Below are 16,004 nucleotides of genomic sequence, written 5' to 3'. Positions count from 1 at the left end.
GGAGGTCCAAGCTATGAATACTTCAACAATTACTTCCTGGACAAAAAGAAGAGATGCTAAAAATGAAACAAAAGAAAAAATGAAAGCGATTACCGGAAATAAAATTATTCCTACGGAAAATATTGTAGGTGCCCTGGAATACTTAATTAAGCCAAAGGACAAGGTCGTGATGGAAGGAAATAATCAGAAACAAGCATCTTTTTTGTCCGAGGCGCTGATGCATGTGAATAAAAATAAGGTCCACGGCCTTCATATGATTATGTCTAGCATTTCAAGACCCGAGCATTTGGATCTTTTTGAAGAAGGAATTGCTACAAATATAGATTTCGCGTATGCAGGGCCGCAAAGTCTTCGAACAGCTCAAATGATAGAGGACGGGACCATGAAGGTAGGCGGCATTCATACGTATATTGAACTGTACGGTCGTTTGTTTATCGACTTAACCCCAAATATTACGTTGGTGGCTGCAGATAAAGCAGACAAACACGGGAATTTGTATACAGGGCCTAACACTGAAGAAACGCCGACATTGATCGAAGCTGCTGCATTTCGTGATGGTTTTGTAGTAGTGCAGGTAAATGAAATTACAGACGAACTGCCACGGGTAGACATACCAGGGTCATGGGTGGATTATATCGTTGAAGCGGATAAACCGTACCAATTAGAGCCACTGTTTACAAGAGACCCTCGGCATATTTCAGAAATACAAATTTTGATGGCGATGTATGCGATAAAGGGCATTTACCAAAAACACGAAGTTCAGTCACTAAATCATGGTATTGGGTTTAATACTACAGCAATTGAACTGCTGCTCCCTACCTACGGTGAGAGCCTCGGCCTGCGTGGGAAAATATGTAAGCACTGGGCCCTGAATCCTCATCCCTCTCTTATTCCTGCTATTGAAAGCGGCTGGGTCGACAGCGTACACTGCTTCGGGGGAGAAGTGGGGATGGAGAAATATATAGAACAGCGTCCGGACGTGTTTTTTACTGGCGCAGATGGTTCTATGAGATCCAACCGGACCTTGTCTCAATTAGCAGGACAGTACGCTGTGGATATGTTTGTCGGCTCCACACTCCAAATGGACAGCTACGGGAATTCCTCCACCGTAACCAACGGAAGGTTGTCAGGATTCGGAGGCGCTCCGAACATGGGTCATGATCCTGGAGGCAGAAGGCATGCTACTCCGGCATGGCTGAACATGAGAACATCTGAGGACCCACTGGCCAAAGGAAAAAAGCTGGTAGTTCAAATGGTGGAAACGCACCAGTCAGGGAATCAGCCGGTGTTTGTTGATTCTCTAGACGCAGCAGAAGTGGCAAAAGAATCCGGCCTGCCTAACGCTCCGGTAATGATATATGGAAATGATGTCACCCATGTTGTTACGGAAGAGGGTATTGCTTATTTGTACCGCTCGGACAGCCCGGAAGAAAAGAAAGATGCAATTTCAGCCATTGCCGGCATTACACCGCTTGGAAGACAAGCTGACAAGAAAACAACAGAAGCACTAAGAAAGAGAGGCATTTTAGCTCTTCCAGAGGATATGGAGATTAAAAGAAGCCAGGCAAGCCGTTCTCTGCTCGCAGCAAAAAATATTGATGAGCTGGTGGAGTGGTCGGATGGCTTGTACGAGCCGCCTGAAAAATTTAAAACGTGGTAGGGAGGACAAACAAATGAAATGGCAAAGCGCGTCGGAATGCGGTGAAATGCTTTCAGAAGCAGCCACGCAGGCTTTAATTCAGGAAGTGGCTCTCTCACCCAAGCCTGGATTAGTGGACAAATACCAAAACGGTTCGCACACGGACCTGAATTACAGGCTGATGTACCGTTCCGCAGAAGCATTGCAGAATCCCTTTTATCATATTGCCAAAAGGGCTTATGAGGCTGAGTTAAATCAAGCGCTGCGAGAGGATATTGGTCAAATTGGGCGGGTTGCGGAAAAGAATATGTTTCTGGCTACCGAAGGAGTAAATACACACAAAGGAGCTATTTGGGCGCTTGGTCTTTTTACTGCCGTCATGGCTTCGATGAACTCAGAAGAAATATCCCGAAAAAGACTGGCCAGGCTGGTCGGCGGACTGGCACTTCTTAAGGATCCCAGCGCAGGAGCGGCTAAAACCAATGGGAGACAGGCAGAAATCCAATATAATATTTCTGGCGCGAAAGGGGAGGCTGGGTCTGGATTTCCTCACGTGACGGAGGTAGGGCTTCCAATGCTTTGGAACAGCAGAAAAAAAGGGTTTACAGAGAAAACCTCCCGCTTGAACACTTTAGTTGCCATTATGGCTTCCCTTTCTGATACCTGTGTGCTGCACCGGGCAGGCTCTGAGGCGCTTGCAAGTATGCATGACAAAGCTTCCCTGATCCTGTTATCGGGGGGAGTGGCATATAAAGACGGACGGGATCTATTGCTGGAGCTTGATAAAGAGCTTATCGAAAAAAACGCTTCGCCGGGGGGATGTGCTGATATGCTGGCAGCCACGCTATACATTGACGCTGTATGCTTCAACTCATTAAAAACTTCTAATGACTTAAAATATTTGCGGAAGGAGAAACATATCCATGAATACACTCACGCTGGAGTATCCCGCTAGTAAATCTATTCAAAAAAAAGCTCACACAGGCATTGTTGGTTCTGGGGACCTGGAAGTATTGATGCGGCCTGCTGCTGGCGAACAGAGCACTGTGGAAATAAGAACGAGTTTAGACGGATTTGAAGACATGTGGAGGTATGTGCTTGATCGATTCATGGAAGAAAACGAGCCGGCAGTTCATATCCAAGTAAACGATTTCGGCGCTACCCCCGGGGTAGTAAAGCTTCGACTTGAACAAGCACTAGAGGAGGGAAACGATGAAGTTAACCAATAAACAGAGCCTCACAGACTTAAATGCAAGAGACCGGGTGCATGCTTTATTAGATGAAAATACCTGCGAAGAGCTGTTGGGCCCTTTCGATGGAATAGAGTCTCCACACCTTCCGGCTCAGGGAATCGTACCACAAAGTGATGATGGAGTAGTGATTGGCAAGGGCTTACTGGAAGGAAAAAGAACCGTTATAATTGCGACAGAGGGCCAATTTCAGGGCGGGGGTATCGGGGAAGTAGCCGGGGCAAAAATTGCCGGAGCCCTGGAGCTTGCTTTGCGTGATAATCAAAACGGCCTTTCTACGCAGGTAGTTCTGGTTCTGGATACAGGGGGCGTCAGGCTCCAGGAAGCAAATTACGGTCTACTGACGATTGCTGAAATTCATGCAGCAATAATAGCGCTTAGGGAATATGTACCTGTAATCGGTATTATTCCTGGAAAAATCGGCGTATTTGGAGGTATGGCCATTAGTGCCGGCCTGTGCAGTAAACTTATTATGACTAAAGAAGGCAGGATGTGTTTAAACGGGCCTGAAGTTATTGAGCAGGAAGCAGGTATTACGGAGCTTGATTCTTCCGATCGGCGGTTGGTATGGAGAGTTATTGGCGGAGAGCAACGCGTAAAAACAAATTTAGCAGATGCATTATCTGAAGATGATATCGATAGTTTCAAAGCGAAAATAAATGCCTTATTCACAAGCGATTCTGCAGAAGAACCCAGAAGCAGGCAAATATACCGTTACAGGCAGATTGTTAATCAGCACGATCCCAGTAAGAGAATCCAGCCTGAAATTTTTAGAGAAATAACTCATTCCAATAATAGTAGCGTGCAGAAAAACTCTGGCCCTGTTAACCAGTCTGCTGAAAGTAGGGGAGAAAAGTGGTTTGAGGTATTTACAGGAAAAAATGCCGCCCATATGGAGGAAATTCCTTCTGTACTATACGGAAGCGGAAAAGTGGGAGAGCAAGAAGCTTGTTTTTTAGCGGTCGTTCCAAATGCAGAAGCAAAATACCGCAGGGCCACAGACGGAGAATTTGGACTTGAAGAAGGATGGAAACTAGCGGAATACATTAATAGTATTGTTGAAGAAGACAAAAATAGTCTGAAAAGGCCTATTGTAGCCGTTGTGGATACACCAAGTCAGGCCTATGGCTATAATGAAGAGATGGCAGGTATTCATCTTTCTTGTGCAGCCGCTGTAGATGCCTATGCCACAGCCCGTATGGAAGGACACCCCATCATAACGCTGATAGTGGGGAAAGCTATATCTGGAGCTTTTCTTTCCCATGGAATGCAGGGAAATAGAATAATTGCCTTAGACGATGACCACGTTCAAGTACAGGTAATGTCTAAAGAATCGGCAGCACGGGTTACCCTGCGGACTGTTGAAGAAGTAGAGCGGGCGTCGGAAACTGTTCCAGCTACTGGCTATGATATTCATTCCTTTAAGAAGCTGGGGGCCCTGGACGAGCTGGTGCATACAGAGTCCCCGGGAACACCGGATGTAAAAGATAAGGAATTGATAGAACAACATATTCTTTCCCAGCTTGCAGACGTCCAGGAAAAAGGGTTAGATATTAATCACCGCTGGAAGACAGCCCAGGCAGTGAAAGAAGGACGCATAGCTTCCATCAACGTTCGGGAAAAGATGGAGGAACAATGGATATAAACGTGCATGATTTAGTAAAAATTAATGGAGCCCAGGCGCTCGAGACAAGTGAACCTCTTCCTGCCTGGGCAATTTTTTCATTAAAGAAAGCTCCCTATGTCGTTGTACGAAGAGCTGAGATTGTGAATAAGAAAATTCCGGTCGGGATACGTGGTGAAAACCGGGCTGAGCGAATGGCGGCCTGGGTAGATGAAGAAAATGCAGAAAAGGTTATCCCACCGGAAGAGATTATTCATCAGAAAATGTGGAAAGAATTAGAGGGAAATAGAAGAGTACTGCCCCAGATAGAAGCGATGCTGGCTTTGGACAAGCTGCTCCGAAGAGAAAGATTGGCCTGGGGCCCGGGCGGCAGTACAGGGTTTGAACTGGTGTCAAAAATGAATACAATAAATATGCACAGCGATGTAGACATTATTATTCGCGTTGATGAACAAAATATAAAAAAGATGGAAACTTTAAGAGAGAAAATTCAAAACCTTTCGGCACGTGTTGATGTACTGCTCGAAGCTGAAATCGGAGCTATAGCGTTAGAGGATTATCTAGGAAAGCACTCAAAAATGTTAGTACGTACCAAAAATGGACCCAGGCTCTTTGATAGAGAAAAAGTATTTTAGTATAGCAACTTCTCCTAAATATTCTTTCAGCTACTCGGAATAAATTAATTGAATACTGGGTTTATAAGCCTTATAAGCACCATAACTATTGGGAAGCCGTGGTACCTATTTTGGATTGGCGGAGTCGATTACTCATTTTATGTTCCTCTAATTTATATTTGAAAAGCGCCCGCCCTTCCTTGATTTTCACCGGTTTTGGGTTATTAATTAGATCTGTAGACAGGGGGTTTACGCTGTAAATGCGGCGGGAATCACTTATTTTAACGTTAATAAGAAGGTTTCTAGAGCAATTAGTTCCATATTTTGAGCCGCTGTGAAAAGAGGAAGGAGCCCCCGTCGTGGATAATCAAAAACCAAGAGTAGGTTTTGTGTTTTACGGAGCCTTAGTGATACTGCTTATCATGGCGATTGTCGGAGTCGCAATTCCGCAATCGTTTTTTAACGCAAGTTCTGTTGTAAGGTCGTTTGTATCGACTCATTTTGGATGGTACTATCTTTTAATTGTATCAGCATGTGTACTTTTATGTATTTATTTTATTTTCAGCAGATATGGCAACATTCGTCTCGGAAGACCGGAGGACCGCCCCGAATACAGCTATCCCACCTGGTTTGCGATGCTGTTCAGCTCGGGTATGGGAGTCGGTCTTGTGTTCTGGAGCGGGGCGGAAACAGTGTCGCACTATGCCACAAGCGCCCCGGAAGCAGATGCAGGAACGGAGCAGGCGCTTCTCGATTCAATGAGGTACATGTTTTTGCATTGGGGCATACATCCATGGGCGATTTATGGGATTACAGGTATTTGTTTTGCCTACTTTACGTTCCGCCGAGGTGCGCCCGGCATGGTAAGCGCCATGCTCAGTCCGATTATGAACGAAAAAGGCATCGGTGGAAAAATTGTAGATATTATCGCTCTGATTACAACAGTCTCGGGGATTGCCACCGTCCTTGGTATTGGCGTAACACAGGTTTCCGGTGGTATGTCCTATTTGTTTAACACCCCGAACAACTATACGATGCAGTTGATAGTCATTGTTGTTATTACTGCCATGTTTTTAGTGTCAGCGTATACGGGCTTGAACAAAGGAATTAAATTCCTGAGTAACGCAAACATATATTTAACGATTATTTTGTTTGTCTTAATGCTTTTTGTCGGCCCAACATTATTTTCCATGAATTTGTTTACAAATACACTCGGTACGTATTTGCAGACGCTTCCGCAGATGAGCTTCCGAATCGCTCCCACATCTGAAAATACAAGAGAGTGGATTAATACATGGACGATTTTCTACTGGGCCTGGTGGATCTCATGGACGCCTTTTATAGGAATATTTATTGCCCGTGTGTCGAGAGGGCGTACTCTGAAGGAGTTTACGATCGGTGTCATTTTGGTACCATCAATTGTCAGCTTCGTCTGGTTTTCGCTGTTTGGCGGGGCCACCTTAAACGTACAAAGCAGCGGTATGGCAGATATTGCCTCGCTGGCTCCCGAAGAAGCGATTTTCGGAGTATTTGACCAATACCCGCTCAGCACCGTTATGTCCACAATTGCACTATTGTTAATTGTTTCTTTCTTTATCACTTCGGCTGACTCCGCTACATTTGTACTCGGCATGCAGACCTCCAACGGCTCGATGAACCCTTCTGCTGTAGTGAAGTTCATCTGGGGAGTCATGCTTTCTGCTACAGCGGCCGTGCTGCTGTACTCGGGAGGAATTAATGCGCTGCAAAACGTCATGATTATATCGGCCCTTCCATTTTCCATTGTGATGATATTAATGGTGTACTCGCTGTTTAAAGCACTCCGGGAAGAAAAAGACGTTGAAACAAAGGATAAAAGCAGAAATGCCGATAAACCAGATAAGGCTTCCTGAATTGGCGACTGGAACTCCTAATAATATTGGGAGTTCTTTTTTATGAAAAGCTCTTTTTATAGTTACAGCCCAAACTTTGCCTGCTTGTTTCTTCAGCTTCTTCATATGCTTACGTTCCGAGTGCTGCTCGGCTTTCTTCCAAAAATAATATAAATGCAATACGACATATTTTTCGCTACTTTCTGAAACAATGAAGCCCATCACAGGCAAGATAATGTAACCTAATTTCGAAAAAAGGCAATGTTATATTATAAAAAACTGATACGTTTGGAATGCCCTATTTATGGAAAAAGGTGGTTGTGAAATGAAGGAGGAAAATCTATCATGAAGCGTATTTCAACATGGACTATCTTTATAATAAGTGCTGCCGGTCTGATTCTGGCGCCAATCGGAGCTGTGGCTTCCAATAGCAGCGACGAACGAGAAGTATTTCAGACGAGTATACATGATGCCGTAGGGTCAGAGCTGGCAGCGACAGGCGGGGATCCAGCGAGGGGCATAGCGATCACGCGGGCCGCCCTGAATGCGCAGGGGTATTTTTTGACTATTGAGGCCATGCCTGGGCTAAATACGTGGGACCTGCTTGCTGAAAATCAAAAGACTGATAGCAAGCCCCCCAACCAGAAGCGGAGTCAAACATCAACAGATGAAGATCAGGCAGTGATAGTCTCTTCAGGTGAGGAAGCCATTAACATAGTTAAACAACAGGAGGACGTTGGCGAAGGCATCCGGCTTGATGACCTGGGCGGCGTCCTCCGGGAAGATGAACAGGGAGCTTATTATACGGTCCAATTAACTTCAAAAGCCCTTTCAGAAGCCGGAGGCACAGGAACCGTAGATCGGTTTAAAGTCTACCAGAACGGGGATTATATCTCTGTTTACGGAACAGAAGAGGAAACCACCAACGATCGAGAGTGAAGCTCTTATCAAGAATTTCAGAAGACGACAAAAGTCTTTATGTTTAGTGAAAAACATGAAGGCTTTTTTACGTGATCTAAATAGATAATTAAAAGCCTCGGTTTTGAAAACGGTATATGTGTCAGTCATGTTAAAATTTGATGATTTTTAACATTTTCAAACAATGTTCACAGCAATAATAATTGAAAACGGATATGATGATGGTACACAAATGTGACTGACGTGCCATTGTATATGTGGGATGAACCGACCAGTGGGTGTGTATCATTTAATTGCTTCACAGAAGAATACATAAGGAGGGAGTGCCGGTGATTCCTGAAAAACGCCAAAAACAAATCCTGGCCTGGGTAAAGCAGCATGGATCCGTCCGCATTGCTTTTTTGAAAGAAGAGCTGGGCGTATCCGAAATGACCATTTACCGGGATATCCAAAAATTGATTCAGGATGAAGAAATTGAACGGGTGCCTGGAGGTGTCAAATACCTTCAGCCTTCGGTGCAATCAAGACAATGCGGCGTCTGCTTTCAGGAATCATTCTCGGTTCAGGCAGGGCAGCTCATGCATGCTGATGGATCGATGGCTCATTTCTGTTGCCCGCATTGCTTGCTGATGTTTATGGCCCATCACGGCAGCGAAGAAGAACAGGTGATAGGGCGTGATTTCCTGCGGGGGACCACCATGAATGCGCGCCTGGGTATTTTTTTAATTGGAGCCGATGAATGCTTGCATTGCTGTGCCCCGCAGGTATTACTATTTCAACATCAAGCTCAGGCAGTCAAATTCCAAGCAGGATTTGGCGGGGAATTATACGATTTCTCTCAGGCTGTGACAGCTGTCGCTTCGGCAATGTCCTGCTGCACGCCGGACCCCGGCCAGAATTAGAGAAAGAACGGACGCGGAGCAACTTATACCAGGAGGAAGACATGAAACAACAGAGGAGCCAAAAGAATAGAATGAACCGGCAGCATCATAACGTGTTCTGGCGGTGGCACTTTTATGCCGGTATTATATTGACGCCAATCTTATTAATGCTGGCCATTACGGGAGCTACCTATTTGTTCCGCGGCAATATCGAACAATGGCTGTATCAGGACTATGTAGAGGTGGCCGCAGAAGGAGAGAAACAGGAAGCCTCTGCGATTACCGGCGCTGCCATGGAGGAGCACCCTGACGGTACGGTGACCCGCTACCAGCCGCCGGCCGGGGAGGGCGAAGCGGCAGAAGTGGGAATGACCAACGCCTCTGGGGAGGGAATGACGGTGTTTGTGAATCCCTATACCCTGGAGAGCACCGGCACACTGATGGACCAAAACCGGATCATGGACCGGGTTGAAGAATTACATGGAGAACTAATGGCTGGTACCGCGGGAGACCGTATTGTGGAGACCGCTGCCTGTTGGACCATTTTTATGCTGATCAGCGGCTTGTATCTCTGGTGGCCGTCCCGACAACAGATGGCCTCCCGGAAAAGCTTTCTGCCGGGAAAATCGAATAAAGACCGTGAGAGACGCAAGCGCTGGCACTCGGTACCGGCCTTTTGGATTTCCGGCGGCCTGGCATTCTTTTTGTTGACCGGAATGCTTTGGACCGGCTTTTGGGGAAACGGGTTTCAGCAGCTGACGACTAGCCAGGGCATTGGCTATCCGCCGTCGATCTGGGTCGGAGACGCTCCGGTGTCCGACCAGGTTACCGAAGAAACGGGGGATGTTTCCTGGGCTGCCGAGCAGATGCCGGTGCCGGAATCATATGCAGACAACAATTATGAACAAATATCGATCGACCGGGTCGTAGACCAGGCGGAACAAACCGATGTGACTTCCGGATACGATGTGTTTTATCCTTCTTCGAGTGAAGGGGTCTACACGGTATCTGCTTTCCCGGACCAGGCCCAGGAGGAAGTCACGATGCATATAAATCAGTATACTGGAAGTCTACTAGCGGATTACAGGTGGGAACAGTATCCGCCGCTCGCCAAAACGATGGCCATGGGTATTACCATCCATAAAGGTCTGCAGTTTGGCATCTGGAACCAGCTGGCCGGGCTCTTCATCTGCCTGGGACTGATCGGGATGATCCTGAGCGGTATTTGGCTGTGGTGGTCCCGGCGTCCGGAAGGTCAGCTTGGAGCGCCGAGAAGCATGAGCAGCTGGAGGTTCCGGGGGTTTGTCGTGCTTATCATCGGCTTTGAGATCCTTTTTCCTCTCTTCGGTTTATCGGTATTAATTATCTTTGCGGTTGATCGGCTGGTGATTCGCCAAAGCCGGCGTTTACGATCATTTTTCCATGCCTCATAAGAAGGAGCAGTAATAATGAAAATCATGCTTTGGGGAATAACCGTCCTGCTGCTGGCAAGTGGATGCTCAGCGATAGATGCTAGTAACCATGAGGATTACGGAACCAGTGCTCCTGCTAGTTTATACATTCATACGGAAGAAAACGTGGCGCCAGGAGATGCTGTTCCTGTGCAGATTCATGTACTTCAGAATGAGCAGCCGTATTCGGTTCAGGGAGACGTTAGCCTGACAGTATATGACGCCGAGCAGGAAAAGATTGAGACAAAGAGAGCGGACTCATCGGGTGAGGGCGTCTATACGGCTTCCGTACGGGTGCCGGACGACGGCGTTTATACGTTCGAAGCGGAGTTAAAAGAACACAAAAGCGAGCTGCAGACAGCCAAACAAGTGGGCGTAGGGGATTTAACCTCTGAGGAGCAGGAAATGCTGGGAGGCGGACACGAATCAGGGCACAGCAGCACTCATCATTAGTAAAGAGGACGTTTTCCCAGGAATCACTCTTATCGTTTAATACCCACACTGGTGGCCAGCTGCTATAGCAGCTGGCCTTCTTTTTTGCCATTTTAAAAATTTTAGGGAAGAATGTACGTGGGAGCGACATTGTAGACATAAGCGTCAATCATGGAATTAACCGCATACCCGATCATGGAAAGGTCTGGCAGGAGTACCCGCTTGCATAATACAAAGCACCCGCCAGGACGGCTGCCATAAATGCTTCTGTTTTAATCAGTCGCTGATTCACACTCTTCGTCTCCTTTTCTTCAAGTTTTGGATCGAACAGCAAGATAGTTCATTTTTATAAATGAGTATAGATTTAGTATACAATTGCTTTTTCGAACAGTATATTGAACACATTAAGATTATTTACAGCCTAGACGGCTATACATTTTTGAGGTGGTGGTTCAAGGTGAAGAATAAATTCGTGCGGTTTCTGGCATATTTTCTCATTGGAATGCTTGTGGGCGTATTATTGCTACAGCTGGTAAATTAACGAGCAGGTAATAACTAAACATTGAAAACATTGTTTGGTGCCTTTTGTTCGAATAACATTCACTAATATAAGTGCGGACAAGTTGGAATGATGTTAAAGTCGGTCCCTTTTCCTTATAATGAAAGAAAAGATACAAAAGGGGTGCTGTATGAATAAAAAACGGTGGTTTTTTAGTATAGCGGCGGTTATTCTGCTGGCAGGCGGCTGGTATTTGTACCAGGCGTTTACGGCTAATGAATACGAAGAAGTGGTTGCTACGGAGCAATCGGAATTGCAGGGGGATCTGGAAGGGATGGAGCAGGCTACGTTCGCTGGAGGGTGCTTCTGGTGTATGGAGCCGCCATTTGAATCCCGTTCCGGCGTCGTCAGTGTGGTTTCCGGCTACACGGGCGGCGAGGAGGAAAATCCTACGTATGAAGAAGTATCAGGCAAGCAGACAGGACACCAGGAAGCAGTGCAAATTACGTACGATCCGGAGCAGATCAGCTACGAGGACCTGCTGCAGATTTTCTGGCGCCAGATTGACCCGACGGATGACGAAGGGCAGTTTGTGGATAAGGGAGAGCCTTATTTATCGGCAGTGTTTTATCATGATGAGGCCCAGCGCCAGGCAGCGGAAGCCTCGTTAATGGAGCTCGAAGAGTCCGGCCGGTTTGATGAAGACATTGTAACCTCCATTGAACAATATGATACGTTTTACAAAGCAGAAGCCTATCACCAGGATTACTATAAGAAAAACCCGGGGAGATATGAATATTACAGAAATAATTCCGGGCGCGATGCCTTTTTAGATAAGGTATGGGGAGAGGATAAAGAATATGAGGTAAGCACGGAATCCCCATTTGCCGTTGATGATAAAGAAGCGGCCGTATCGGAACTGAACAGCATGCAGTATGAAGTGACGCAGGAAGACGGAACGGAGCCTGCGTACGATAATGCCTACCACGATAACGGGGAAGAGGGTATATATGTTGATATTGTATCCGGTGAGCCTCTCTTCAGCTCGCTTGACCAGTATGATTCCGGAACAGGCTGGCCGAGCTTTACGAAACCATTGGAGCTCACAAATATTACGTATGAAGAAGACACCGGTATTCTTGGAACGAATGTGGAAGTTCGCAGCAAACATGCAGATTCACATTTAGGACACGTTTTTCGAGACGGACCTGAGCCGACAGGCCTCAGATACTGCATGAATTCAGCAGCGATGGAGTTTATCCCGGCTGATGAACTGGAAGGCACTGAATACGAAAAATATGGGGACGATTTTAAATAGCAGACCAGAAGCTCTCTTTTTTAGAAGAGGGCTTTTTTGCATTGCAGCGTTCGACTTATTTCGATGTTATTTCATTGATGTTAGTACAAATCCTTACACTACCTTTCTTTCGTTTTTAAGCGAAAAGCCGGCAAAGACTCGTTTAGTCTTTGCCGGTAAGGAATAAATTATTCTCCAGATTGATCTTTTTTCATTTTTATTTCCCATTTTTCGAGTTGACGTTGGGCGAAACCGCGTCCGCCAATTCCAAAAGAAATAGCAAAGGCCACCGACAGTCCACCAAGAATGAGCAGAAAAGCTGTATTGACAATCATTGAGGCGAATTGCAGCTGATCAAAAATCATGAAGCCAGCTACCACCCAAATGACATATTTGACAATAAGCCCGGAAACAGCACTGTTTGTCGTACGCTGAATCATTGAAGCGATCAGGCGGCCACCGATAGCAGCGAGCCCAAAAATAATCAAGGCGCTAAAGGCTAACGGCAGGTAGCCGAGAATGGTATTCCCAATTTGATTTAATACTTCAAATTGAAGAGTATTCAGCGCTTCAACCACAAAGAAGAGAAGAATGAGTACTCGTACTGTTTGGCTGATAATGTTCGCTGCGTCAACTTGAGTGACGGCGTTGGATGTTTCTCCAATGTATTTGCGGTAGAGCGAATTGACTCCTGCATTTTTTAATAAACTATACAACAAATCGACAACGACTTTTGCAATTAGATAGCCTATGGCAAGCAGAATGAGCGCGACAGCTATGGTTGGAATCGCTGCAAGTATCATGTTCAGCATATTAGAAACTGGTGCGGAAACAGCTTCGATCTGGAGAGCATCGATCCCGGTCGTTATAATAGGCAAAAGTATGAGAACAAAAAGAATATTCGCCAGCAGGCTGGACAGGGAGACATTGTCGTCTGCATTCTCCGGCTGTTTCATTATGCGGCGAAATCGTTGGTCGAGCTGCAAGCTATTTAAAAGCCCGGCGATGAGATCACGAACGAAACGAGCTACAAAATAGCCTACTACAATAATGATGGCTGCTGCTAAAATGTTCGGCAAAAAGCCAAGCAGTTTATCCATCATATTGGAGATGGGTTCTGAGACAGAAGCCATGCCAAGGGCATCTAAAATCCCCGGAAGAAATAGAATAAAGATCAAGTAATAAGCAGCCTTGCCGACCGAAGCGGCAGGGCCTTCATTTTTGGATGATCTTTCCTCTGTTTTAGATGAAAGCCGGCGTTCCAATCCTGATTTTTGAACCAGCTTGCGAATTACGATACTGCCCACCTTAGCGACTATCCAGGCAACCACAAGCAGCAAAAGTGCGGCAATGATTCCTGGTATGGCATTGGCGATCTGGTTCAGAAAATTAGTGAGAGAATTCTGCCATGCGTTCATACATTACTCCTCCTTTAAAAAATAAAATAAAGTACTCATACTGGCATATGCTTCCAGTATATAATTATGTATTTACAAAATAATAAGATATTAAACTAGGTTTTTATTATCGATATTCTCAGCTTGTGCTAAACGAAGTGTGAAACAGAGTAAGAAGCAAATTATGTATATTAATACATCAATATCATGATTAAAACTGTATAAAAAAATAATGATGAATATAAAAAATTCTAACATAGTAAATTTAAAATGAATGGCAATAGTAAAAAATAAAAGCGAAAAATAAAGAATAAAGCTGAAATTTGGAGTTTCACTTTTTTTAATACATTTTGAGGAACTGGAAGCCGCATACAAATGTACAGAATCTACAGGTGGAGTTAGTCGGATTTTCTTTCTGTTGTTACGATATATAATCATGCTTATGCATTTATTTTTATTTCGAAAAAATACTAAGCATCAATAATGAATGAAAGAAGGGAAAACATGAAAGATGAAATGTATCCGTACATTGTAGTTGTACTAGACACGGAGGGAGAAGAAGTGGCTAGCATCCAGGAAATGGGGACGCCAGCAACGACAGAGGAGACAGGGGCTTCGGTAGCTTTTTCGAGCTTTGAAAAGGCTCAACAATTTTATGATAAATGCAAAAAACAGTTTCCGGAATGCTCCGTTAAAATCCTTCCAAAGCCTTAGCAACAAGTCAACAATTGTGATAAAGGAAGAGGACAGCTGTTTTGGAAAATTACATTCTAACAATTTTTCAACAACTCCCTTATCCAGCATGGGAAGAAATTCAAGCCATGCTATTGAACGCCGTGTATAAAAAGTGTAGCAGGAAGTCTGGAAACGACCATTTAAACATGGAAATTTTGGTACCATGCACCAAGCCGCATTTGAGATAAGCTATCAATATGATTTATCCCGACCATTAGTAAAGAAGTTAATTTACTATCCAAAAAGGAGATGCGGGAAACAGCTGAAGTAGAATCAAATTAATATCCAACGAAAGAAAACCGATGAAGTTCTCCAATTGCCTTGTTGTTCGAATGATATACCAAAACAGATAATCATTTATATATTAAGCTGAACGTCAATAACTTGAAATACCCTGAGAGAGTTGGAGAAATGAATGAAAAAGACAAATTATCAACTGTTTAATCAATTATTTCAACAGGAGTTATATGCTCTGCAGCATGATGGACAGGGAGCCTACGGAAAGATCATTGAAGAAGGGACGCATTTTTTTGAAGCGGTCTATCATCGCCAGAGTGACAAAGCTAACCGGCATCTGCATCATATAGTGCAAATAACGGCAGCCGAACCAGATCCTGCGGCACGTATAGAAGATCTTCAGCGTTATTTTACATTTTTAGCAGGTTCCTTCGCTGATCGTTTTTCTCAGAAACTTTCTTTTTCCTGGGAATTTTTAGCGACAGCTACCACCATGATGAAGATAATAGAGACGTGGAGATCGGAAGAGGAATATATTGAAGGAATGGTGTTCATCACTGATACGTTTATAAAAACACTGGATTCCCGTGATTTTGAAATTGTTAATCATCCACACATCATCAGGTTCGTTCATCACGTAGAGCATCACATTTATGAGCGCTTAAACGTGCAGCAGGCAGCGAAAAGCCTCTCATTGTCTGCCGGTTATTTGTCCCGTTTGGTAAAGGAACACCTGGGCGTATCCGGTACGCAGTATATAAAAAGAAAAAAATTAGAAGAAAGCCTCAACTTATTGCGTAATAACCACGAATCTATTAATGCAATAGCTTCCAAATTAGGATTTCCTAATGGGAGCTATTTCATCAAAGTTTTTAAAGAACGCTACGACATCACCCCTAAACAGTATCGTCAATCCTTGATTAATGAAATCAAGATCAATACAAATTCAATATAATAACAAATTAATTCAGAAAAGGACTGCTAAAAAATTGGCAGTTCTTTCTTTTTATATTTTTCATCATAAGTATGTATATTTTGAGATTTGAAAACAAATATAAATATCAAAATATCATTATAAATTAACTATATACTATCTTTGGTAAAAATGGGGACTGTGCTATTATCACTAAATGTGTACGGAAGATTGAATATGAAAGAG

At 44.5% G+C, this 16,004-nt stretch carries 15 protein-coding genes; 13 read left to right on the top strand and 2 right to left on the bottom strand.

Annotated elements, in window-relative coordinates:
• The first annotated feature begins 13 nt into the window (after positions 1-13).
• The 10 genes from mdcA to B5066_RS14920 all read left to right on the top strand — a co-directional run bounded on the left by mdcA (position 14) and on the right by B5066_RS14920 (position 10,701).
• Positions 14-1,660, top strand: a complete 1,647-nt coding sequence (gene mdcA, locus B5066_RS14965; protein ID WP_079476700.1) for a malonate decarboxylase subunit alpha — start codon at positions 14-16, stop codon at positions 1,658-1,660.
• Positions 1,661-1,673: 13 nt separating this feature from the next.
• Entirely contained in the window at positions 1,674-2,594 is a 921-nt protein-coding gene (locus tag B5066_RS14960; RefSeq protein ID WP_179124133.1) for a triphosphoribosyl-dephospho-CoA synthase, read from the top strand.
• On the top strand, positions 2,563-2,868 hold the full coding sequence (locus B5066_RS14955; RefSeq protein WP_079476698.1) for a malonate decarboxylase subunit delta: 306 nt from the start codon (positions 2,563-2,565) through the stop codon (positions 2,866-2,868). The genes B5066_RS14960 and B5066_RS14955 overlap by 32 nt, the downstream gene beginning before the upstream one ends.
• The gene (locus B5066_RS14950) at positions 2,852-4,534 is read left to right on the top strand and encodes a biotin-independent malonate decarboxylase subunit beta (RefSeq protein ID WP_079476697.1); all 1,683 of its coding nucleotides are present in this window, start codon (positions 2,852-2,854) and stop codon (positions 4,532-4,534) included. The genes B5066_RS14955 and B5066_RS14950 overlap by 17 nt, the downstream gene beginning before the upstream one ends.
• Positions 4,525-5,148: a malonate decarboxylase holo-ACP synthase gene (locus B5066_RS14945; RefSeq protein ID WP_079476696.1), complete on the top strand. Its 624-nt coding sequence runs from the start codon at positions 4,525-4,527 to the stop codon at positions 5,146-5,148. Before B5066_RS14950 ends, B5066_RS14945 begins: the two co-directional genes overlap by 10 nt.
• A gap of 338 nt (positions 5,149-5,486) precedes the next feature.
• Entirely contained in the window at positions 5,487-7,019 is a 1,533-nt protein-coding gene (locus B5066_RS14940) for a BCCT family transporter (protein WP_280522715.1), read from the top strand.
• Positions 7,020-7,343: 324 nt separating this feature from the next.
• Positions 7,344-7,937: a hypothetical protein gene (locus B5066_RS14935; RefSeq protein ID WP_079476695.1), complete on the top strand. Its 594-nt coding sequence runs from the start codon at positions 7,344-7,346 to the stop codon at positions 7,935-7,937.
• Positions 7,938-8,245: 308 nt separating this feature from the next.
• The gene (locus tag B5066_RS14930) at positions 8,246-8,818 is read left to right on the top strand and encodes a DeoR family transcriptional regulator (RefSeq protein ID WP_179124132.1); all 573 of its coding nucleotides are present in this window, start codon (positions 8,246-8,248) and stop codon (positions 8,816-8,818) included.
• 41 nt (positions 8,819-8,859) lie between these two features.
• A complete protein-coding gene (locus B5066_RS14925) occupies positions 8,860-10,230 on the top strand; it encodes a PepSY-associated TM helix domain-containing protein (RefSeq protein WP_179124131.1) in 1,371 nt (456 codons plus the stop codon).
• A 15-nt stretch (positions 10,231-10,245) separates the two neighbouring features.
• Positions 10,246-10,701 carry a hypothetical protein gene (locus B5066_RS14920; RefSeq protein ID WP_079476692.1) on the top strand — a complete coding sequence of 152 codons (456 nt, stop codon included), beginning with the start codon at positions 10,246-10,248 and terminating at the stop codon, positions 10,699-10,701.
• A gap of 101 nt (positions 10,702-10,802) precedes the next feature.
• Here the strand turns inward: B5066_RS14920 and B5066_RS17110 are convergent, their stop codons facing one another.
• Positions 10,803-10,877, bottom strand: a complete 75-nt coding sequence (locus B5066_RS17110) for a hypothetical protein (protein WP_371862280.1) — start codon at positions 10,875-10,877, stop codon at positions 10,803-10,805.
• 492 nt (positions 10,878-11,369) lie between these two features.
• Between B5066_RS17110 and msrA the strand changes: the two genes are divergently transcribed.
• Positions 11,370-12,497, top strand: a complete 1,128-nt coding sequence (msrA, locus tag B5066_RS14915; RefSeq protein ID WP_079476691.1) for a peptide-methionine (S)-S-oxide reductase MsrA — start codon at positions 11,370-11,372, stop codon at positions 12,495-12,497.
• 167 nt (positions 12,498-12,664) lie between these two features.
• On the opposite strand, the gene B5066_RS14910 is transcribed toward msrA, so the two are convergent.
• Positions 12,665-13,894, bottom strand: a complete 1,230-nt coding sequence (locus B5066_RS14910; RefSeq protein WP_079476690.1) for a mechanosensitive ion channel — start codon at positions 13,892-13,894, stop codon at positions 12,665-12,667.
• Between the two features lie 483 nt (positions 13,895-14,377).
• Here B5066_RS14910 and B5066_RS14905 point away from each other — a divergent pair, with 483 nt between their 5' ends.
• On the top strand, positions 14,378-14,587 hold the full coding sequence (locus B5066_RS14905) for a hypothetical protein (RefSeq protein WP_079476689.1): 210 nt from the start codon (positions 14,378-14,380) through the stop codon (positions 14,585-14,587).
• Between the two features lie 436 nt (positions 14,588-15,023).
• On the top strand, positions 15,024-15,800 hold the full coding sequence (locus B5066_RS14900) for a helix-turn-helix transcriptional regulator (RefSeq protein ID WP_079476688.1): 777 nt from the start codon (positions 15,024-15,026) through the stop codon (positions 15,798-15,800).
• Positions 15,801-16,004: the final 204 nt, after the last annotated feature.

It is taken from the genome of Marinococcus halophilus (genome assembly GCF_900166605.1).
In the GTDB taxonomy this organism is placed as follows: domain Bacteria; phylum Bacillota; class Bacilli; order Bacillales; family Marinococcaceae; genus Marinococcus; species Marinococcus halophilus.
This window is presented reverse-complemented; position numbering and strand designations above follow the sequence as displayed.